Origin of the sequence: Paeniglutamicibacter sp. ORCA_105 (genome assembly GCF_045798545.1) — a bacterium.
Taxonomy (GTDB): Bacteria; Actinomycetota; Actinomycetes; order Actinomycetales; family Micrococcaceae; genus Paeniglutamicibacter; species Paeniglutamicibacter sulfureus.
Genome location: NZ_JBIXLM010000002.1, coordinates 1 through 19,392, shown reverse-complemented (window position 1 = coordinate 19,392; position 19,392 = coordinate 1). Strand labels below are relative to the sequence as shown.

Below are 19,392 nucleotides of genomic sequence, written 5' to 3'. Positions count from 1 at the left end.
AAGAGGCATTTGATGGAGACTCCCTCGGTTCGTCTGGATGAGGTGGATCGGCGCATCCTGGAGGAGCTCACCAAGGACGGCCGCCAATCGGTGACCACTGTCGCGCAAAAGGTCCACGTCTCCCGCGCGCACGCCTATTCCCGAATCAACCGCCTGCAGGACGAGGGGGTCATCACCCGGTACACCGCGGTCGTCGACCCGCTTCGCGCGGGCCTGCGCGCCAGCGCCTACGTGACCCTGAAACTGCGCCAGCACTCTTGGCGGGAGATGCGCGAGCGGCTCGCCGCCATGCCCGAAGTGCACCATGTGGGCCTGGTCGGCGGCAACTTCGACGTGATTCTCCTGGTCAGGGCGCGGGACAATGTCGATCTGCGCCGGGTCATCTTCGACCAGCTGCAATCCATGCCAGGAGTGCTGGACACCCAGACCTTCCTGATCTTCGAGGACGTCGACACCCGCTGATCCGCCCCGGGCACAAATTCCGGCCACCGGCCGATCCCCGCGCCCTGCGCCGGTGGTACGTTCGATATGTCGGCTGCGACCGGCGCCGGACTGCGCCTCGGGAAGCAGCAAGGCAGCCGTTCCCCTTCCCGCCAAGGAGTGCGCCGTGCCCAGTCTTTCCAGCCGGATGATGCCGTCGATCTTGACCGCGCTCGGATACCGGCGCCGGTTCGCCAGTGCCCAAGCCACCGCGGAACTCGTGGAGGCGCGGCGCTTGCGCCCCCGGCCCTATGGACCCCCGCGCCTGCTGCCCCGAGGCGTGGGCGTCAGCGTGGACCAAGACCGCGGATGGCCCCTATACGAGGTGGTGGGCTACGGGGCGGTTGCGCATAGGAGGATCGTCTATATCCACGGTGGGGCGTGGATCAACCAAATCTCCCTACCGCATTGGCAGCTTGTCGCCGAGCTTGCCGCAGCCACCGGTTCCCGGGTGCTGGTCCCCATCTACCCGCTTGCACCGCAGGGAACCGCCGCGACGGTGGTCCCGCAGGTCGCCGACCTGCTCAAGCGCCTCGCGGCCAAATACGGAGCGGAAAACGTGTCGGTTGTCGGCGACTCTGCCGGGGGCCAAATTGCGCTTGCCGCCGCACTGCTGCTCCGCGATGCCCACGTGGTCCTCGCCCACACGGTGTTGATTTCCCCCGCACTTGACCTGAGCCTGGGCAATCCATCCATTGACTCGGTCGAACCAAACGACAAGAGGCCGGTCCGGCCCGGCCTGCTGGCCGCAGCGGATCTCTGGCGAGACGGGCTCGCGCTGGATGACCCGATCGCGTCTCCGCTATTCGGCGAGATGGCCGGACTCGGTCCGCTCGCAGTATTCGCCGGCACCCGCGACATCACCCATCCGGACTGCGAACTCCTGGTTTCCAAGGCCCGCACGGCCGGGGTGCCCACCGTGTTCCACGAGGCCCCGGGCATGGTGCACGGCTTCCCCCTGTTGCCGATCCCGGAGGGACGGCAGGCCAGGCGGATCATGGCACGGCTGTTGCGCGGCGGACAGGACATCCTCGCGGCACCCGGGAGCGTTCCGCCGGCCGACTGACATCGGGATTCACGACGCCCTGCCCGCCGCGGCGGCGGAAGTGCAAGGATGAAGCGATGGAACCAAACATTGACTCGGTTCTTGGCGGACCGAGGGCCAGACGCATGTGTCTCGAACTCGCGATGGAACTTGACCCGGAGATCCGGAGTGCCGTGTTCGAGCTGGCCAATGCTCTTGACCCAGGGCGAGGGACTTCGTGGGTGATGTTGGCGAATGGTTCCAACGACACTGTCGTTCCTCCTTCTCCCGCCTCGCCAACTCGGCTGGCAGCAGCAATTGCCACCCTGAACCTCACCGATCTCGACGAGGCCCGGATGCAGGCCGCCCTTGAGCGGGCGGTAGCCAACGCCAGGTACTGGCAGGAACCAGACGGGGAAGACATGCTCGCCGCCCTTCCAACCGTCCGAGCCGCCTTCGAATCCCTCGCGGAGCATGTCATGAGGGCACTGGCGCTGCAGTCCAACGGAGGACTTCGCCGGCGGGAACAGTGGGCCATCGACTGGCGCTCGCCGGATGACCCCGCCCCGCTGGATAAGGACCCGCGCCAAGCCCTGGCAAAGTGGGCCTGCAACGCACGCGCCGAGGAGGAACGGGCCGCGCGCGTACGCCCGAGCGACCCGCACGCCAACTGGTCTGGTGAGTGGTGGTCGATCCCGCAGGGGCTTGTCCACACCATCGGGCAGGTCCCGGCGGGGTTGAACCTCGTGGAGGACTACTTTGGATGGGACGAGGCGACAGCCATCCCGGTTCGCGGAGTAGGGCGCACCTTCGAGATCCGCACCGCGGATGACTGGGTGTCCCTGTGTCGCATCTATCCACTCGAGGTCACCGCCTCCCGACGGCACGACTGGTTCCGCTGCACCGGACGCGACGGGCCCTGGGTGATCCCGGACTGGGAACGAGTGGCGCTGGAGTGGGACGCCGTGCACCTGACGACCCAGGGCTACCTCGGCCTTGCGGGCCGTGCCCTGGACGTGGACACCGACACGGCGTCGGTCATCGCCGGTTGGGACCCCGACAGCACCTTCTGGCTCACGGATGTAGCGCGTGAATGGGAGGGCCCACGGCAGTCGTGGCACCGCGCACCCGGCGGCGCCGACTGGATCCGCGTGCCATAGCGGGCCGGCTTTGCCACGCCCGCGGGTCTCGACACCCATTGCCATACGTTCCGGCACCATGGCGTCTGCTGCCGGGAGCATGGAGGACGGAACGGTGCCGCCCACGGCGCGATTGCTGCGCGGCGGGCATGGGTTCGCTGTACCCGGCAGGTAGCATCTGCGATAAGAGAGCCTGCGAACGAAGGACGGTCCCCATGAGTGAGCGGCAGGTCCCGGAGACGGCCGCGGCGTCGCCGTCCCGATTGCGGAACAAGCCCGGCTTTGGCCCGCTGATGCGTTCGGTGGCGTTCGGCGCGTTCGCCACCGGCATCCTCAATGTCGCCGACGACCTGGTCGCCATTTACGCACTGAATGCCACGGCAACCCAGATCGGCCTGCTCAATGCCGCGGGGGCCGCCGCCTTTTTGTTCCTGGCCATCCCGGCCGGGATCATGCTCGATCGCCTGGATCGGATCAAGACCATGATGTGGGCCCAGTTGACGGCGGGGCTGGCGATTTTCTCGGTGCCGCTCACCTGGTCGTTGGGTGCGTTGACCTACCCACAGCTGGTGCTGGTTTCATTCCTTGTCGGAGTGGCGGGCATGTTGTGGGGCATGGGTGCGGGCTCGGCTCTGCCGGGCATCGTGGGGCGCGACCTGGCATCAACGGCCTTTGCCCGCAAGGAAACCGTTGAAACCTCGATGGGGATTATTTCCCCCGGGTTGGCCGGTCTTCTGGTCGCCGTCATATCCGCACCGTTCACCCTGATCGTGGCCGGGGCGGCAAACCTGCTCGCCGCGGGAACCTTGCTTTGGGGCTTTCGCAAGAAGACGGGGAATGCCTCTCCCCTTGCCGAAACGGCGGCACGGATCGGCTTCAGGGAATCCTTCGGCGAGGGGCTTCACTTCACCCTCAAACACCCCACCATACGTGCCCTGGTTGCCTCTTCCGCGATCAGCAGCATGGGCTTGGCGTTCGGGTCGGCGTTGGAAACGCTGTACTTCGTCAAGGTCCTGGGCTTCAGCCCCCAAACTATTGGGCTGGTCATCTCAACCATTGCCGTCGGCGGGTTGCTGGGTTCCCTGGTGGTTCCCGTGCTCGTGGAAAAGCTGGGCGAGAACAGGGTCTTGGCGCTGTCCATCCTGTTCCTGCCGCTGGCCGTCGCCTTGATTCCCCTGGCTGGGCTTGCCCCTGCCGGAGCCATCGTGCTGGTTATTTGCCACTCGGTGCTCTACAACGCGCTGATGGTTTCCTACAACGCAACCGCCTATGGCCTGCTGGCCAAGTTCACGCCGGAGGAGATGATGGGGCGACAGCAGGGATTCCGGCTGGTGTTCACCATGGGTCCGGTGCCGGTCCTTGGCATCGTAGGCGGTTTGGCGGGCGATGCCATCGGGCTTCAGCCGGCCATGTGGATCTGGGTGGGGCTGACGGCGTGTGCCGGCCTGCCGTTGCTCTTATTCTTGAAGAATCCGGGCCGACGGAACCATGGGTCGTCCTAGCCGGCTTCCCCGGTCAGTTCGAACGCGGTCTCGATCAATCTGGTGGAAGGTTTCGCCCGAATGCAGGTTGGAACCCACGCACGCGTTGGGCGTCCCCGCCTGGTGGGGACGCCCAACGAAGCATCAACGCGCATTTAGCCCTTGAAGGACGGCTTCCGCTTTTCCTGGAAGGCCAGGAATCCCTCGGCATAGTCCTCCGTCGCGCACAGATCCGCCTGGGCCTGGTTCTCATCGGCCATTGATTCCCACAATCCCAGACGGGCGTCGCGGATCTGGGCGACGAGTTCCTTGGAGGCCCGGAAGGCGCCGGTGGCACCGGAGGCCACCGGCGCGACGATGCCGCGCGTGGTCTCCAGCAGTTCGTCGGCGGGCATGGCACGCGAGAAGAGTCCGGAGGCCACCGCATCGGCGCCGCTGATCAGCTCGGCGGTGTAGATCAGGTCCAGCGTGCGGTGCGTACCCAGGCGTTCGGTGAACAGCCAGTGCCCGCCCGAGTCCAGGGTTGCCCCCAGGTTGGCGAAGGGCGAACCGATCTTGGCGTTCTGCGCCACGTAGACCACGTCGGTGGCAATGGCCAGGCCCAGCCCGACCCCGAGGCAGGGCCCCTGCACCGCGGCAAAGGTGGGAGCGGGGAAGGAGGACATCTTGGCCAGCAGCGGCTGCACCTTGCCCCCGAGGTATCCCATGACATCGTCGTCTGCCGGAACCACGCCGGCGATGTCGCGCCCGGCGCAGAAGCCGCGGCCCTCGCCGCGCAGCAACAGGGCGCGCACCTCGCCTGTTTCCACGGCCTCGGCGGCCTTGTCGTAGGCTGCCCCGAGTTCCTCGAGCGCGGCCTCGTTCAGCGCATTCATCTTCTCCGGGGCGTTGAGCACGATTTCTGCCACGCCGTCGGTGATGTTCAGTTCAATCATGTCGGTCCGTGTCTCTCCGTTTTGAGGTCCTATGCCAAGGATCCACCCGCCGGGGCGGATGGATCCTTGGCTGCTGGTTGGTGCCTAGGCGTCGTAGTCGACCAGGACGCGATCGGTGGTGGGCCGTGACTGGCAGGTGAGCACGTAGCCCCTTTCGATCTCGTCCGGTTCCAGGGCGTAGTTCTCGTCCATGTCCACGCTACCCTCGACGACCTTGGCGCGGCAGGTGCCGCACACCCCTCCGGCGCAGGCGAACGGGACATCCGGGCGCACGCGCAAGGCAGCGTTGAGGATGGTCTCCCGGGCGTTGACCGGGCTCTTGACCTCGCCCTGCAGGCCATCGAGCTTGAACTCGATCTGGTAGGTCTCGTCGGATTCGTCGATGACGACCGGGCGGCCGATGTTGCCTTCGGGGCGGGTGGGCTCCCCGGTGGTGAACAGCTCAAAGCGGACCTTATCCGCCGAGACGCCCTGGGCGGCCAGGTTGTCGCGCACCAGCTGAACCAGCTCGAAGGGGCCACAGAGGAACCATTCGTCGACCTGGTCGGTGCGGATGACCGAGCCCAGCAGCTTGTTCAGCTTCTCGGCGTCGATGCGGCCCGAAAGCAGCGGGGAGATCCGTTGTTCGCGGCTCAGCACGTGGTGCAGGGCAAAGCGTGCCGGGTAGCGGTCCTTGAGGTCCGCCAGTTCCTCCAGGAACATCACGTCCATGGCTGCCTTGTTCGCATAGACAAGGTCGAAGTGGACGTTCTTGTTCGCGGCCAGGACCGTGCGGGCGATGGCCATGACCGGGGTGATTCCCGATCCGGCCGCCACGGCCACGAAGGTGTCCTCGGTTTCCACGTCGATGTCTTCGGGGTCGTTCAACCCGTTCATCTTGTGCTTGGAGATGAAGCCTCCGGTGGGGCTCATGACATCCATGGTGTCCCCGGCGGCCAGGGACTCGTTGGCCCAGGTGGAGAAGATGCCGCCGATGTCGCGCTTGATCGCGACGCGGATTTCCCCGGCGGTCGGTTCGGCGCAAATGGAGTAGCTGCGGCGCAGTTCCACGAGGTTGCCCTCGGCGTCCTCCAGTTCCTTGCGCAGGGCCACATACTGGCCCGGGACGTAGTCGTATTGGCCGGCCAGTTCTGACGGGACCTCAAAGGTCACCTCGATGGCGTCGGCGGTGAGCCGGCGGACCTCGGAGACCGCCAGGGTGTGGAATGTGGTCCGGCGGCGGCCCGGGACCTCGGGGTCGATGCCCTCAGGGCTTTGCAGGGAGGCAGTCGTGTCTGTCATGAGAGCACCTTGAAGTAGTCGAAGGGTTCCAGGCAGTCCTTGCATTGGTACATGGACTTGCACGAGGTGGAACCAAAGCGGGAAAGTTCCTTGGTATTCAGCGAGTGGCATTGCGGGCATTTCACGCCCAGTCCCAGGGTCACCGGCCCTCGGTGGCCGGTGCCCGTGGGCGGGGCGATGCCGTAGGCCTGGAGCTTGGCCTTGCCCGACTCGGTCATCCAGTCGGTGCTCCAGGCCGGGGAAAGGACCAGGTTGACGCGGACCGAGTCGAATCCGGAGTCCTTGAATACGGTTCCGAGGTCCTCGGTGATTGCGTCCATCGCCGGGCAGCCCGAATACGTGGGGGTGATGGTGACGACCACGGTGTCGCCCTGAAGCTCCACGTCCCGCAGGATCCCGAGGTCCGCGATGGTGAGCACCGGGATCTCGGGGTCGGTCACCCGTGCGGCGATCTCGCGCAGCTCGGTGATGGTGGCAATCATTTTCTCTCGTCCTTTGCTTACCAGGTGGCGCCGGGGTGCTTGCGCGCCAGGACCTGCATTTCGGCCAGAATGAAGCCGAGGTGTTCGGAGTGTTCGCCGCGCCGGCCGCGGGCCATGGCGAAGGGAACCGTGGGGAGCTCGAGTTCGGCGTCCTTCAACACGGCGGTGATTTCTTCTTCCCACGCGGCGCGCAGCGAAGAGGGTGCCACGGCGACATCGCCCAGGGCTGCGTGCAGTTCCTCGTCCTCGAACATCTCCCCCACGTAGGGCCACAGCACGTCCAGCGCGTGGCGCATGCGGCGTGCCGATTCCTCGGTGCCGATGCCCAGGCGCAGGGTCCAGGCGATGGCGTGGTCGCGGTGGTAGTCGACCTCCTTGACGGCCTTGGCGCTGATTGCGGCGATCGTCGGATCGGCCGAGTCCAGCAGAGCCGTGTAGAGCAGGTGCTGGTAGATGGAGATGATCAGCTGGCGGACGATGGTCACGCCGAAGTCGCCGTTGGGTTGCTCTACGATGTGCAGCGAGCGGAAGTCCTCTTCCTCGCGCCAGTAGGCCAGGTCGTCCTCGGTCTTGTCCCACGCCTTGGCCGCGTAGGAGAGGAAGGAACGGGCGTGGCCCAGCTGGTCCAGCGCGATGTTGCCCAGGGCGATGTCCTCCTCGATCTCCGGTCCGCGGGAGATCCAGTGCGAAAGGCGCTGGGCGAGGATCAGGGCGTCGTCGCCCAGCCGCAGGGCGTACTCGGCAACTTCTTCGCCGGGCTTGGCCTGCTGGATGGCGATGTCCTCGGGGCGCAGGGCGTTGCCCGGGGTGACGCGGGTGGCCGAGGCCGAGGTGTCGCCGAAGCTGTCCAGGGAGTGGTCTGTCTCGTGTGCGCTCACAGGTGCTTCACGCCCTCGGACTTGGTGTAGTACGTGGCATGGCGGTAGTCCTTGCCCTGCGGGGACTCGAAGTACATGCCCTTGGCATCCGGGTCGGAGGCAATGATGTCGGTGCTGGCCACGACCCACAGGGAAATGCCTTCGTTGCGGCGGGTGTACAGGTCCCTGGCGTTCTTCAGCGCCATCTCGGCATCCGGTGCATGCAGGGATCCTGCATGGACGTGCGAGAGCCCGCGGGAGGAGCGGACAAATACTTCCCAGAGCGGCCAAGTGCCTTCTGCTTTGGACATAACCTATGCAACCTCAGTCTTTCGAGCCATCTTTGCCGCGTATGCAGCGGCAGCTTCGCGCACCCAGGCGCCTTCGTCGTGTGCATCGCGGCGGCGCTGCAGGCGCTGCGCGTTGCAGGGCCCATTGCCGGCGATGACCGCCTTGAACTCGACCCAGTCCAGGTCCATGTGCTTCCAAGTCCCGGATTCCTCGTCGAAGCGCAGCTCGGGGTCCGGCAGGGTCAGACCCAGCACCTTGACCTGCTCGACGATCATGCCGACGAAGCGCTGGCGCAATTCGTCGTTGGAGAACCGCTTGATCTTCCAGGCGGTTGACTGGCCCGAGTTTGGTGAATCCGAATCCGGCGGGCCGAACATCATCAGGGAGGGGGCGTAGAAGCGGTTGATTGCGTCCTGCGCCATCTTCTTCTGTGCTTCGGTGCCGTTGGCAAGCTCCAGCAGGATCTCAAAACCCTGGCGCTGGTGGAAGGATTCCTCCTTGCAGATGCGCACCATCGCCCGGCCGTAGGGTCCGTAGGATGCGCGGCACAGCGGGACCTGGTTGGCGATGGCGGCGCCGTCGACCAGCCAGCCGATGGCGCCCATGTCGGCCCACGAACGTGCCGGGTAGTTGAAGATCGAGGAGTACTTGGCCTTGCCCGTCATCAACTGGTCGTTGAGAACGTCGCGCGGGGTGCCGAGCGTCTCGGTGCCCGAATACAGGTAGAGGCCGTGTCCGGCTTCGTCTTGCACCTTGGCCATGAGAATGGCCTTGCGTTTGAGCGAAGGGGCCCTGGTGATCCAGTTGGCCTCCGGCTGCATGCCGATGATTTCGGAGTGGGCGTGCTGTGACATCTGCCGCGTCAGGGTCTTGCGGTATGCCTCGGGCATCCAGTCGCGCGGTTCGATGCGGGAATCCTCGGCAATGATCGCGTTGAAGCGATCCTGCCCTGCTTGCTCCTCAGGAGAAAGAACTGCGGATAGCGATCCGCTGCTTTCTTGCTGTGCAGCCATAGTGCTCACCTCACTGTGACAAAAGATTATTTACTGACCGTTCGTTCAGGATATGCGGACGAATGCCTTTTCGTCAATCGCCGCAGGACCGGAAGACGACGCCGCAGCTCCCCGCAATGCCCGCGGCTCAGCGGACACCCCCTTACACGCCGAGGACCGCCACCGATCGACCACGGGAAGGCCGATCGGCCGGAAAAGAGGTTTTCGGCCCACGGAGCTCCCGAACCGGCCAGCGTCACGTTTGTGACGCGACAAGTCGCCGGCGCCGTTTCACGCGTCATGAAACGCAATGGACGACGCGCCGGGGCCCTCCTGCGTGACGCAACAAGTCGTTGCGTGCACCGCCGTGACGGACCCATGGCCAGGGGCTCCTCCCTCGGCGCAGAATTGACCATCCCCGGAACCCCTTCCCCCTGGCGGGGCAGGAAAACAGCGGCACCAGCAGGTGCCACGCCAGCACGGAAAGCCATCGCATGATCAGCCTGAAAAACCTCACCAAGGTCTACGGACACGGAGACACGTCCGTCACCGTCCTGGACAACCTGGAGATCGACGTTGCCACCGGTGAAATCCTCGCCATCGTGGGCCCCTCGGGCGCAGGAAAATCCACCCTGGCCCAGTGCATCAATCTCCTGGAACGCCCCACCTCCGGACAGGTCATCGTCAACGGCGAAGACCTGGCCCGGCTTTCGGAACGCAAGCTACGGGTCGCCCGGCGCCGCATCGGCACCATCTTCCAGTCCGCGAGCCTGCTTTCCCGCCGCACCGCCGCGGAGAACATTGCCCTGCCGTTGCAGTACCTGGGCGTGACCCCGGCCGAGACGAAGGCCCGGGTCGCCGAATTGCTCGAACGCGTCGGCCTCTCCCACCGCGCCAACCACTACCCCTTCGAACTTTCCGGCGGCCAGCTCCAGCGCGTGGGCATTGCCCGTGCGCTGGCCCTGCGTCCCTCTGTATTGCTCTCCGACGAGGCGACCTCCGGGCTGGACCCGGAAACCACGCGCTCGGTCGTCTCGCTCCTGCGCCAGCTGCGCGACGACCTGGACCTGGCGGTTGTGTTCATCACCCATGAAATGGACACCGTGCTGCACGTGGCCGATTCCGCTGCCCGGCTGGAAAACGGCCGCATCACCGAACAAGGGTCACTGGTGGACCTGCTGACCGACCACGACTCGGCCCTGGGCCGGGCGCTGCAGCCGCGGCTGTCCCCTGCCGATCCAGGTGCAGGTTCGCGGGCCTGGCACGTGACCTACGATTCACGCACCGTCCCGGCGGATTGGCTGCAACGTGTCTCCGCCGACCTCGGCGAGCCGGTGGCCTTGCTGGCCGCCACCATCCAAAGCATCGACGGAACCAGCACCGGCAACGCCACCGTGGGGCTGCGCGCCCCCGAGCCGCTGGCAGCCGCGGCGTTTGCCCGCCACGGCCTGCGCGCGGTTCCCCGCGAAGCCACCGCCCCCGCGGTCCAGCCCGCACCACGAATCACGGAGGAGCTCCAATGGGCCTAGGCATTCCTGCCGCGGTGCAGATCCGCGCACTGTCCGACACTCCCCTGCCCGAGCTTCCGGCGCTGCTGGTGCCGGCACTCGGCGAGACCCTGGCCATGGTCGGCATCGTCATGCTCATCGTCGTCGCCCTGGGCACCCCGATCGCCGTGGCGCTGCACAACATGGCACCCGGCGGGCTCTACGAGCACCGGGGCACCTACTCGGTGCTGAGCTGGATCGTGAACATCGGCAGGTCGCTGCCGTTCCTGGTGCTGATGGCCGCGATCGTCCCGTTCACCCGTTTTGTCACCGGCACCAACATCGGCATTGCCGCCGCCGTGGTGCCCATGTCATTGGCCGGCATCCCGTTCTTCGCCAGGCTCGTGGAGAACTGTTTGCGCGACGTCCCGCGCTCTGTCACCGCCGCGGCGCGCGCCTCGGGCGGCTCGCCGCTGCAGATCATCCGCAGCGCGCAGCTGGGCGAAGCCGTTCCCGCCATCCTGGGCGGGCTGACCATCAACACCATCGCCATGATCGAATACTCGGCCATCGCCGGGACCATCGGCGCCGGCGGGATTGGCTACGTCGCGGTCACCTATGGTTACCAGCGCTTCGACCAGACCGTCATGCTCGCCACGGTGATCCTGCTGATCGCGCTGGTCACCATCGTCCAGCTCACCGGCGACGCCCTGGTGCGGGCGACGACCCCGCACCTGCGCCGCCGAGCCTAGCCAACACGGCGCCCACCCACGCATTCCCCCTTTGTCTCCTCTAGCAGCACCCATCCGTTCACTTCCGTGCCCGAAAGGCAGTTCCCCATGACCATCACCGACCCCAAGACCGCCACCGGGCCCGAGTCCCACGGCTTCACCATCCAAAAGAAAAAGAAGTGGCCCTGGACCCTTGGTGCCATCGCCCTCGCCGGAGCCATCGCTGCGGCAGCGATCATCAGTTCCAACGCCGGGGACAAGTCGCCGAACACCGTTGCCGGAGCCACGCTGACGGTGGTCACCGCGGAAGGCAACCACGCCGAGCAGGCGCTGGTGAACTTCGTGGCGGAGGAAATCGCCCCCAAGTACGGCATCAAGGTGGCCTTCAAGGGATTGGCCGATTCGACCACGCTGAACCGCGCGGTATCCACCGGCGAGGTCGCCGGAACGATTTACCAGCACAAGCTTTGGCTCTCCCAGGTGCTCGAGGCCAATCCCGACTTCAAGCTCGCAGCGGCCACGCCGGTCTTCCGCTGGGGCTTCGGGATCTGGAGCGCGAAGTACCAGTCGATCGACGAGATCCCCAACGGGGCAACCATCTCCCTGTATTCCGACCCGGCCAACGAGGCCCAGGGCCTGTGGCTGCTGGAGCGGGCAGGGCTGATCAAGCTGGCCGACGGCGTGGACAAGTGGAAGGCAACCCAGAAGGACATTGCCGAAAACCCCAAGGACCTGAAGTTCAAGCTGCTCGACTTCGCCGCGCAGTCCCGCTCCCTGCCGGACCTGGATGCCGCGGTGGGCTACACCGAGTACTACGTCGCGGCCAAGGTTCCGCTGGAGCAGCAGATCTACGCTCCGGCGGCCCCCGACGAATTCGCCGGGCAACTGACCATCGGCACCGACTTCCAGGACACCGAAAACGTGAAGAACCTCGTCAAGGCGTTCCAGGACCCCGCCGTGCAGGAATTCCTTCGCACCGATCCGGCCGTGAAGGACCTGCTGGTGCCCATCGCCGCCGAATAGAACTCGCGGGAAAATGAGCAAACCCCCGTGGGCGCCGGATTCAACCGGTGCCCACGGGGGTTTGCTTCGTTGGTGCCCTGGAGACTAGGCGGCGATGCGGCCCGGGATGAAGCGGTCCACGGAGATGCGTCCGGCACCCAGCAGTGCGATGGCTGCTGCACCTGCGGCCAGTGCCAGCACCAGCTCGTAGCCACCGGCTTCAACGAAGACGCCGGCTGAGATGTGCACCAGGAAGATTGCGCCGAGCATGTTCGCGGTCAGCAGGACGGCGAAGATTCGGGTGAGTACACCGAGGATCAAGGCGATGCCGCCAACGATTTCCAGCGTTGCAACCACGGGGGCCACCAGCCCGGCCGCGGGAATGCCCATCTGGCCAAATGCTGCGGTGGTGCCATCGAGTGTGAACTGGAAGAACTTCTGCCAGCCGTGGGCGGCGAAGAGGAAGCCGATGACGACGCGCAGCGTGGTCTGTGCGGCGGTTGCCAATGCGGGGTTCTTGATTGCGCTGTCCATGAAAAATCCTTTGGTCGTTTCGTCACGATGCCCCATCCGCTGGGGGGGCTGGGGTCGTGGCGGGCCGGTTCATCCGTTCCGCAAGTTCCCCTTAACCATGACACATCTTTAGTTGAATCTTCAAGTGATGTGAGCTATGCCTCGCGTCACAGAAGGAAACACCCCCAACTTTCTCGGTGCTGGACATCCCCCGGGAAACCGCAGTATCGCGGCCCGGTGCAGCGGCCATTGAGCTTTCTCGCAGGTTGGCTTGAGACGATGGCCAGCATGGTTTCCCGCTCCACGCTTCTTCGTTTCATTGCTGTCCCGGCTCTCGCCCTCCCCCTGGCAGGCTGCGGCGTTCCGCTGAGCGCGCACTGGCAGGGGTACCCGGTGAATTCAAAGGCGGAGTCGCAGGACGCGCCAAGCGCCACGCCCGGCCCCACAGGCCCCGACTGTGCCAAGGTCAAGTGCGTGGCGCTGACCTTTGACGACGGGCCCGGACCCCACACGGAGGCGCTGCTCGACATCCTCGATGAGCAAAACGCCAAGGCAACGTTCTTCCTCATCGGCAAGGACGTCGCAAAGCATCCGGAAATCGTGCGTGACGAATTGGCCAGGGGGCATGAAATCGGTAACCACACCTGGTCCCACCAAGACCTCGCGAAAATCTCCCCGGCCGCCGCCCAACGCGAATTGCACAAGGGCAGCGAGGCCATCGAGAAGGCCACCGGAGCCGCCCCGACGGTGATGCGTCCCCCCTACGGCACGATCACGGAAAGCCTTAAAAAGGCGCAGACCGTACCCGTGGCCCTGTGGAGCGACGACACCCTGGACTGGAAGACGCGTGACGCCAAAAAAACCATCAAGGCGGCCGAAAGCATCAAGCCCGGATCCATCGTCCTGATGCACGACATCCACAAATCCACCATCGATGCCATGCCGAAGATCCTTGAGGACCTCGATTCCCAGGGCTACCATTTCGTCACCGTCAGTGATCTTGTCGGCAAGCCCAAGCCGGGGGTCGGATACAAGACCGGCCAGCAACCGCCGACGAAGGATTGACCCCTCCGGCCAACCGCGGTGAAAACACGAAAGCCCGCCTTGCCTCGCAGGACCCCGGGACGGGGACCTGCGAGGCAAAGCGGGCTTTCGCTGTAGTCGGGGAAACTTCACCCCTTAAAGGACCTTCGAGAGGAACTCCTTGGTGCGGTCCTGCTGCGGGTTGCCAAAGAGCTCGGCAGGCGGCCCCGACTCGCAGACGACGCCGGCGTCCATGAAGATCACCCGATCCCCGATTTCCTTGGCGAAGCCCATTTCGTGGGTCACCAGGACCATGGTCATGCCCTCCTTGGCCAGGTCGCGGATGACCTGCAGCACCTCACCGACCATCTCCGGGTCCAGGGCGCTGGTTGCCTCGTCGAAGAGCATGATGCCGGGGTTCATGGCCAGCGCGCGGGCAATGGCCACGCGCTGCTTCTGGCCGCCGGAGAGGGACGCCGGACGGGCGTCGGCCTTTTCCCGCAAGCCCACGCGGTCAAGCAACTTCAGTGCCTGCTCACGGGCCTCGGCCTTGGTCGCCTTCTTCAGTTCCACCGGCGCCAGCATGATGTTCTCGGCCACCGTCATGTGCGGGAAGAGGTTGAAGTGCTGGAAGACCATGCCCACATGGCGGCGCACCTCGTTGATGTCGACCTTCGGGTCGGTCACATCGAAGCCATCCACGATGACATGGCCGCCCGAGATTTCCTCGAGCTTGTTCAGGCAGCGCAGCAGCGTTGACTTTCCCGAGCCCGAGGGCCCGATCACGCAGACGACCTCGCCCTCGGCGATGTCCACGTCGATGCCCTTGAGCACCTCGTTGTTGCCGAAGGACTTGCGCAGCCCCTTGACCACGATCTTCGCCTCGCGCGGCGAGGCAACGGTTGCTTCACTCATTTGTTGAACTTCCTATCCGCGAAGTTGGCCAGTTTGGTCAGCGCCATGATGGCGACGAAGTAGATGACGCCCACGATCAGCAGCGTCTCGGTGACCCTGAAGTTGGACGCGTAGATCTGCTGGCCCTGGTAGAGCAGCTCGGTGAAGCCGATGGCCAGCAGCAGCGAGGAGTCCTTGAGCATGATGATCAACTGGTTGATCAGCGACGGGGTCATCATCTTGAAGGCCTGCGGGACCACGACCTTCTGCATGGACTTGCCGTAGCCCAGACCCAGCGAGCGGGACGCTTCCAGCTGTCCGGGATCCACGGACTGGATGCCGCCACGCACGATCTCCGCCACGTAGGCGCCGGAGTTCAGCGACAGGGTCAGCACGCCGGCAACCCAGATGCTGATCGGCTGACCGGTCAGCTGCGGGATGCCGAAGTAGAACATGAAGGCCCACAGCAGCAGCGGGGTTCCGCGGAAGACGTTCACGAACGTGGTGGCGATGCCGCGCAGCACGATGTTGTGAGAGATCTTCATGAATCCGGCCAGCAGGCCCAGGACCATGGCGACGGCGAAGGAAATGGCAGTCACCAGAATGGTGTTGCCAAGGCCTTGCATCAAAGCGGGGAAGGACTCGGTGAGCAGCTCCCAGAACGTGGTGGGAACCGCTGCGGTGGGATCGGCGAGGTACTTGTCCAGGATCTGGTCGTACTCGCCGCTGGCCTGCAGCTCGGCCAGGCCGTCGTTGAAGGCGGCCAGCAGGGCGGCGTTCTTGCCCTTGTCCACCGCGAAGCCGTAGGAGCCGCCGGGAACCTTGTCGGTCACGGTGGTCAGCCCGTTGTTCTGCGCCACGCCGTAGGCGAGCACCGGGTAGTCGTCGAAGACGGCCACGGCGGAACCTGACTTCACCGATTCGTACATGGTGGCCGACTGGTCCAGCGACTTGACGGTGAAGCCGTACTGGTCGGCAATCGACTTGGCGTAGGTTTCGCCCTCGGACCCGGTCTTGGCGACCACGGTCTTGCCCTCAAGATCCTCATAGCCCTTGATGGATTCATCGTTCTTGGCGATCGCCATCTGGATGCCCGACTCGAAGTACGGCTCGGAGAAGTCGTAGATGTTCTTGCGTTCGTCGGTGATCGACATGCCGGCAATGACGCCGTCGACCTGGTCCGAGGACAGTGCCTGCAAGGCGGCATTGAACCCGAGGGAACGGATTTCGACCTCGAAGCCTTCCTTTTCGGCAATGGCGCGGATCAGGTCCATGTCGATGCCGGTCAGTTCGCCGTCTGCCCGGAACTCGAACGGGGCGAAGGTGGTGTCGGTGCCGATGACGAAGGTCTTGCCTTCGACTCCCGAATCGGCGGGCGTTGCCAGGGCGGCGCCGGCGCCCCCCAGCAGCAGGAACATGCCCGCGAGCCCGGCAATCACCGCCCTGAACCAGGTCCGTGGACCTCGAGTCTTACTGGACGTCTTCAAGGGTCGTTCACTCTCCTTATGTTTGTAGTCTCCGCCCTCGGTGTATGAGGGCGCTAACACGGGTCATAGCCTAGGTGCTTGTGACCACCGGCGATACCACCCACGCGGCGCGGTGGCCACGTGGGTCGGGCATCGCGCGATGTGGGTTACATCGCGGCAATGCACAAAACCACACATCATATCGGTGCCCGCAGCACTCGCGGAATCCGGAAGTCCTCCCACCGCGTGAAGAGCATGCCTCCGGGCCCGCGCACGGACGCCGCCCCGCGCTCATCGATTTCGAAGTACATCTTTTCGCCGTACCCGGCGAAGCCGTTGGTGTCGGCGGACTTCAGGGTGTTCGAGTCCACGTATTCCAGCGGCCGTGCCGTCGCCGGCTTGGGTGTCTGGCCGGGGGTGAGCCAATAGAGCTTGCCACCAAGTTCGGCGATGTCCACCACTTCCCAGAGCGAAGCGAACCGTCCGGTGAAGCGCCGAAGCTTCGCAGGTTCGACCCCCGCCCAGGAATCCGGCACCGGAGCCTCTGCGAGCGCCGCGAGGGCAAAGAGCGCTTCGCCCCAGGCAGCGGCCGTGCCGTCGACGGCGTTGGTGAGCATGCTGAGCACCACCCCGGTCTTGGGCACCGCCCAGGAACGGGTGATGTGCCCCGGGTAGCCGCCGCTGTGGCCGAAGGACTGGCGTCCGGCGACCTGCTGCACGATGAAGCCCAGGCCGTAGCCGCGCCCCGGCGCCCCGGATTCCTCGGCCTTGCGCTGCATGCGGCGCTTGGAGTCGTTGTCCAGCACGCTCGGGCTGGCGTCCAGGAGATGGGAGCCGAGGTAGGCGGCCAGGTCCCTGGCTGTGGAATAGAAGCCGGTGGCCGGCGCGAGTGCATGGGTGGCGATGTGTTCGATTTCGGTTCGGTCCGCCAGCTCGTGGCTGCTTCCGGCGAGCGCCAGCGGCCCGTAGCCGGCGGCGAGCCCGGGTACCCGTGCGTCGAGGTCGACGCCGGTGTCCAAAAGCCCCAGGGGTGCAAGGATGCGCTCGCCCACGACATCGGCGTAGCACTGTCCCGCTGCCGCCTCGATGACCAGTCCCAGCAGCCCGTAGCCGATGTTGCTGTACTTGAAGTGTTCGTTGCGTTCGAGCACCTTGCCCCGCCGGGCGATCTCCAGCACCTCCGATGTGCCGGGAAAGGGGCGGTCGAGGGTCCAGAAGTCTGCGTTGTCCCCGTCGCGGACGATGCCGGCGGAGTGGGAAAGCAATTCACCCACCGTCACCTCTGCCACGTCGCTCCCGGCCAGGTCGGCGAGCCATGTACCCAGCCGGTCTTCCAGCGAGAGCTTCCCCTCCTGCTGCAGGATCATCACCGCGGTGGCGGTGAAGGTCTTGGAATGGGAGGCGACCCTGAACAGGTGCCCGTCGGTCATGGGTTCCGGCGGGGAAAGCCGTGCGTAGCCGCCGCTGAAGGAACCCACCAGTTCCCCGTGGACCGCCACTGCCGCCTGGTATCCGGGCTGCCGGGACAGCGCGCGGTCGAACTCCAGGAAGTCCGGTGCGTATCCCAGCACGGATTCCCAGGTCTCCCTGGTCGACGGTGTCTCCCGCGCCGCATGCACTGTGCCCATGAAGCCATCCTGCCACCCCGTGCCAAGTGGCCGGTGCATTGACTCCCCGCTCTCCCCTGGCGCAGGCGCCGCCGCCCGCGGCCAACGGTTGGGCAGCCGTTAACCGCGTCGCAATGTTCCCGTTCCCGGGGTGGGCTTGGCTGGGTCCCATGGATATCTCCCCGCCCCGTCCCGATCGCCGCTCGCTGCTGAAGGGCGCAGCCGCGCTCTCCGCCCTCGCGGCGACAACCCTGGCAGCCCCTTCCGCCCTGGCCGTTCCGCGGCCGTCGGCCGTGCCCCTGGCAACCCGCCGGCTGGTGCTGCCCTCGGGCATCTCCACCGGGGACGTCTCCACCAACTCCGCCGTCCTGTGGTCGCGCGCCTCCGGGCCGGGGCGCCTGCACGCCGTCCTGCGAGCCGCGGACGGGCAGGGCAATCCGCTGAAGGGGCGCTTCGCCCGGAAGGTGGAGTTCATCGGTTCGCAGGCGCATGCGGGCACCGATTTCACGGCCAAGATCCATGCCCGGGGGCTGCCCGCGGGCACGCGCTTTGACCTGGAGCTGTACTTTGAGGACGAAGCGGGCCGCCGCAGTGAACGCGGCAACGGTTCCTTCACCACCGCCCCGGCCCCCGGCAAGGGCAGGAACCGCGAAAGCGCGGCGCAGAGCTTCGTGTGGACAGCCGACACCGCGGGCCAGGGCTACGGCATCAACGAGGAGATCGGCGGGATGCGCGGCTATGCCGCCATGCACGCGACCAAGCCGGACTTCTTCCTGCACTCGGGCGACACCATCTACGCAGACGGGCCCATGTCCGCCGAGATGACGGAGCCGGACGGGAACATCTGGCGCAACGTCATGACGGAGGAGGTCTCCAAGGTCGCCGAGACTCTCAATGAGTACCGCGGCCGCCACCGCTACAACATGATGGACGCCAACCTGCGCACCATGTACGCGCACGTCCCGGTGATCGCCCAGTGGGACGACCACGAGACCGTGAACAACTGGTACCCGGGCGAGAGGATCGACGATCCGCGCTACACGGTGCGCGACGTCGACACCCTGGCGGCCCGCGGCCGCCAGGCGTGGCAGGAGTACATGCCGATCGCCGACGCGCGCGCAATGCGCCCGGGCACCGGGTTCGAACCGGCGCGCATCTACCGTCACGTCCCGCGCGGCCCGCACCTGGATGTGTTCGCCCTGGACATGCGCTCGCACAAGGGACCGAACACCGCCGGCCTGGAAACCGAACCGACGTCGCTGTTGGGCGAGGAACAGCTGGCCTGGCTCATCCGTTCGCTGCGCGCCTCCGAGGCGACGTGGAAAGTCATCGGCAACGACCTGCCGCTGGGGCTCATCGTGCCCGACGGCAAGGCCCAGGAGTCGATCTCCAATGCCGAGCACGGCGCACCGCTGGGCCGCGAGCTTGAACTGGCCCGACTGCTCTCGGCGATCAAGGAACACGACATCAAGAACGTGGTGTTCCTGACCGGAGACGTGCACTATTGCGCGGCGCACCACTATTCCCCCGAGCGCGCCGCATTCTCCGACTTCAACGAGTTCTGGGAATTCGTGGCCGGTCCCATCAACGCCGGCTCTTTTGGCCCCAATGCCCTGGATGGGACCTTCGGCCCGCGGGTCGACTTCCAGCAGGCAGGCCCGACCATGGCTTCCCCGCGTTCGGGCGAGCACCAGTACTTCGGCCACG

The 19,392-nt window shown here is 65.7% G+C and carries 19 protein-coding genes; 9 read left to right on the top strand and 10 right to left on the bottom strand.

The features are described from left to right. Positions 1–12: 12 nt before the first annotated feature. The 4 genes from ACIPUB_RS01165 to ACIPUB_RS01150 all read left to right on the top strand — a co-directional run bounded on the left by ACIPUB_RS01165 (position 13) and on the right by ACIPUB_RS01150 (position 4,145). Entirely contained in the window at positions 13–462 is a 450-nt protein-coding gene (locus ACIPUB_RS01165) for an Lrp/AsnC family transcriptional regulator (RefSeq protein ID WP_264271401.1), read from the top strand. 145 nt (positions 463–607) lie between these two features. Then, on the top strand, positions 608–1,546 hold the full coding sequence (locus ACIPUB_RS01160; RefSeq protein ID WP_407605756.1) for an alpha/beta hydrolase fold domain-containing protein: 939 nt from the start codon (positions 608–610) through the stop codon (positions 1,544–1,546). 56 nt (positions 1,547–1,602) lie between these two features. Further along, entirely contained in the window at positions 1,603–2,664 is a 1,062-nt protein-coding gene (locus ACIPUB_RS01155) for a hypothetical protein (RefSeq protein ID WP_407605755.1), read from the top strand. A gap of 194 nt (positions 2,665–2,858) precedes the next feature. Further along, complete coding sequence (locus tag ACIPUB_RS01150; RefSeq protein WP_407605754.1) at positions 2,859–4,145, top strand: MFS transporter; 1,287 nt, start codon at positions 2,859–2,861, stop codon at positions 4,143–4,145. A 134-nt stretch (positions 4,146–4,279) separates the two neighbouring features. Here the strand turns inward: ACIPUB_RS01150 and ACIPUB_RS01145 are convergent, their stop codons facing one another. From ACIPUB_RS01145 to paaA, 6 genes are all read right to left on the bottom strand, one after another. Continuing rightward, positions 4,280–5,059: an enoyl-CoA hydratase/isomerase family protein gene (locus ACIPUB_RS01145; RefSeq protein ID WP_407605753.1), complete on the bottom strand. Its 780-nt coding sequence runs from the start codon at positions 5,057–5,059 to the stop codon at positions 4,280–4,282. Between the two features lie 84 nt (positions 5,060–5,143). Further along, positions 5,144–6,340, bottom strand: coding sequence for a 1,2-phenylacetyl-CoA epoxidase subunit PaaE (gene paaE / locus ACIPUB_RS01140; RefSeq protein WP_407605752.1), 1,197 nt, complete (start codon positions 6,338–6,340; stop codon positions 5,144–5,146). Further along, positions 6,337–6,822, bottom strand: coding sequence for a 1,2-phenylacetyl-CoA epoxidase subunit PaaD (paaD, locus tag ACIPUB_RS01135; protein ID WP_264271393.1), 486 nt, complete (start codon positions 6,820–6,822; stop codon positions 6,337–6,339). Before paaD ends, paaE begins: the two co-directional genes overlap by 4 nt. A gap of 17 nt (positions 6,823–6,839) precedes the next feature. Beyond that, positions 6,840–7,700: a 1,2-phenylacetyl-CoA epoxidase subunit PaaC gene (gene paaC, locus ACIPUB_RS01130; RefSeq protein ID WP_407605751.1), complete on the bottom strand. Its 861-nt coding sequence runs from the start codon at positions 7,698–7,700 to the stop codon at positions 6,840–6,842. Then, entirely contained in the window at positions 7,697–7,990 is a 294-nt protein-coding gene (gene paaB / locus ACIPUB_RS01125; RefSeq protein WP_407605750.1) for a 1,2-phenylacetyl-CoA epoxidase subunit PaaB, read from the bottom strand. The genes paaC and paaB overlap by 4 nt, the downstream gene beginning before the upstream one ends. 3 nt (positions 7,991–7,993) lie before the next feature. Further along, positions 7,994–8,983 (bottom strand): 1,2-phenylacetyl-CoA epoxidase subunit PaaA, encoded by a 990-nt coding sequence (paaA, locus tag ACIPUB_RS01120; protein WP_407605749.1) that lies wholly within the window; start codon positions 8,981–8,983, stop codon positions 7,994–7,996. A gap of 473 nt (positions 8,984–9,456) precedes the next feature. On the opposite strand from paaA, the gene ACIPUB_RS01115 reads away from it, so the two are divergent. The 3 genes from ACIPUB_RS01115 (at position 9,457) to ACIPUB_RS01105 (ending at position 12,203) form a co-directional block, all read left to right on the top strand. Then, positions 9,457–10,491 carry a methionine ABC transporter ATP-binding protein gene (locus ACIPUB_RS01115; protein ID WP_407605748.1) on the top strand — a complete coding sequence of 345 codons (1,035 nt, stop codon included), beginning with the start codon at positions 9,457–9,459 and terminating at the stop codon, positions 10,489–10,491. Then, positions 10,482–11,201: a methionine ABC transporter permease gene (locus tag ACIPUB_RS01110; RefSeq protein WP_264271388.1), complete on the top strand. Its 720-nt coding sequence runs from the start codon at positions 10,482–10,484 to the stop codon at positions 11,199–11,201. Before ACIPUB_RS01115 ends, ACIPUB_RS01110 begins: the two co-directional genes overlap by 10 nt. Positions 11,202–11,288: 87 nt before the next feature. Then, a complete protein-coding gene (locus ACIPUB_RS01105) occupies positions 11,289–12,203 on the top strand; it encodes a MetQ/NlpA family ABC transporter substrate-binding protein (protein ID WP_264271387.1) in 915 nt (304 codons plus the stop codon). An 84-nt stretch (positions 12,204–12,287) separates the two neighbouring features. Here the strand turns inward: ACIPUB_RS01105 and ACIPUB_RS01100 are convergent, their stop codons facing one another. Next, the gene (locus ACIPUB_RS01100) at positions 12,288–12,716 is read right to left on the bottom strand and encodes a DoxX family protein (RefSeq protein ID WP_407605747.1); all 429 of its coding nucleotides are present in this window, start codon (positions 12,714–12,716) and stop codon (positions 12,288–12,290) included. Positions 12,717–12,974: 258 nt separating this feature from the next. On the opposite strand from ACIPUB_RS01100, the gene ACIPUB_RS01095 reads away from it, so the two are divergent. Then, a complete protein-coding gene (locus ACIPUB_RS01095) occupies positions 12,975–13,760 on the top strand; it encodes a polysaccharide deacetylase family protein (protein WP_407605746.1) in 786 nt (261 codons plus the stop codon). Positions 13,761–13,874: 114 nt separating this feature from the next. On the opposite strand, the gene ACIPUB_RS01090 is transcribed toward ACIPUB_RS01095, so the two are convergent. The 3 genes from ACIPUB_RS01090 to ACIPUB_RS01080 all read right to left on the bottom strand — a co-directional run bounded on the left by ACIPUB_RS01090 (position 13,875) and on the right by ACIPUB_RS01080 (position 17,706). Continuing rightward, positions 13,875–14,633, bottom strand: coding sequence for an amino acid ABC transporter ATP-binding protein (locus ACIPUB_RS01090; protein WP_407605745.1), 759 nt, complete (start codon positions 14,631–14,633; stop codon positions 13,875–13,877). After that, positions 14,630–16,030 carry an amino acid ABC transporter substrate-binding protein/permease gene (locus tag ACIPUB_RS01085; protein ID WP_407605863.1) on the bottom strand — a complete coding sequence of 467 codons (1,401 nt, stop codon included), beginning with the start codon at positions 16,028–16,030 and terminating at the stop codon, positions 14,630–14,632. Before ACIPUB_RS01085 ends, ACIPUB_RS01090 begins: the two co-directional genes overlap by 4 nt. Positions 16,031–16,275: 245 nt before the next feature. After that, on the bottom strand, positions 16,276–17,706 hold the full coding sequence (locus ACIPUB_RS01080; RefSeq protein WP_407605744.1) for a serine hydrolase domain-containing protein: 1,431 nt from the start codon (positions 17,704–17,706) through the stop codon (positions 16,276–16,278). 149 nt (positions 17,707–17,855) lie between these two features. On the opposite strand from ACIPUB_RS01080, the gene ACIPUB_RS01075 reads away from it, so the two are divergent. Further along, positions 17,856–19,392 (top strand): alkaline phosphatase D family protein (locus ACIPUB_RS01075; RefSeq protein ID WP_407605743.1); only part of this gene is annotated, 1,537 nt, incomplete at its 3' end.

What these genes read in the sequence shown, in the direction of transcription:
- ACIPUB_RS01165 (WP_264271401.1), top strand. Translation starts at nt 13, where the DNA reads ATGGAGACTCCCTCGGTTCGTCTGGATGAGGTGGATCGGCGCATCCTG.
- ACIPUB_RS01155 (WP_407605755.1), top strand. Translation starts at nt 1,603, where the DNA reads ATGGAACCAAACATTGACTCGGTTCTTGGCGGACCGAGGGCCAGACGC.
- ACIPUB_RS01150 (WP_407605754.1), top strand. Translation starts at nt 2,859, where the DNA reads ATGAGTGAGCGGCAGGTCCCGGAGACGGCCGCGGCGTCGCCGTCCCGA.
- ACIPUB_RS01145 (WP_407605753.1), bottom strand. Translation starts at nt 5,059, where the DNA reads ATGATTGAACTGAACATCACCGACGGCGTGGCAGAAATCGTGCTCAAC.
- paaE (WP_407605752.1), bottom strand. Translation starts at nt 6,340, where the DNA reads ATGACAGACACGACTGCCTCCCTGCAAAGCCCTGAGGGCATCGACCCC.
- paaD (WP_264271393.1), bottom strand. Translation starts at nt 6,822, where the DNA reads ATGATTGCCACCATCACCGAGCTGCGCGAGATCGCCGCACGGGTGACC.
- paaB (WP_407605750.1), bottom strand. Translation starts at nt 7,990, where the DNA reads ATGTCCAAAGCAGAAGGCACTTGGCCGCTCTGGGAAGTATTTGTCCGC.
- paaA (WP_407605749.1), bottom strand. Translation starts at nt 8,983, where the DNA reads ATGGCTGCACAGCAAGAAAGCAGCGGATCGCTATCCGCAGTTCTTTCT.
- ACIPUB_RS01115 (WP_407605748.1), top strand. Translation starts at nt 9,457, where the DNA reads ATGATCAGCCTGAAAAACCTCACCAAGGTCTACGGACACGGAGACACG.
- ACIPUB_RS01110 (WP_264271388.1), top strand. Translation starts at nt 10,482, where the DNA reads ATGGGCCTAGGCATTCCTGCCGCGGTGCAGATCCGCGCACTGTCCGAC.
- ACIPUB_RS01105 (WP_264271387.1), top strand. Translation starts at nt 11,289, where the DNA reads ATGACCATCACCGACCCCAAGACCGCCACCGGGCCCGAGTCCCACGGC.
- ACIPUB_RS01100 (WP_407605747.1), bottom strand. Translation starts at nt 12,716, where the DNA reads ATGGACAGCGCAATCAAGAACCCCGCATTGGCAACCGCCGCACAGACC.
- ACIPUB_RS01095 (WP_407605746.1), top strand. Translation starts at nt 12,975, where the DNA reads ATGGCCAGCATGGTTTCCCGCTCCACGCTTCTTCGTTTCATTGCTGTC.
- ACIPUB_RS01090 (WP_407605745.1), bottom strand. Translation starts at nt 14,633, where the DNA reads ATGAGTGAAGCAACCGTTGCCTCGCCGCGCGAGGCGAAGATCGTGGTC.
- ACIPUB_RS01085 (WP_407605863.1), bottom strand. Translation starts at nt 16,030, where the DNA reads ATGTTCCTGCTGCTGGGGGGCGCCGGCGCCGCCCTGGCAACGCCCGCC.
- ACIPUB_RS01080 (WP_407605744.1), bottom strand. Translation starts at nt 17,706, where the DNA reads ATGGGCACAGTGCATGCGGCGCGGGAGACACCGTCGACCAGGGAGACC.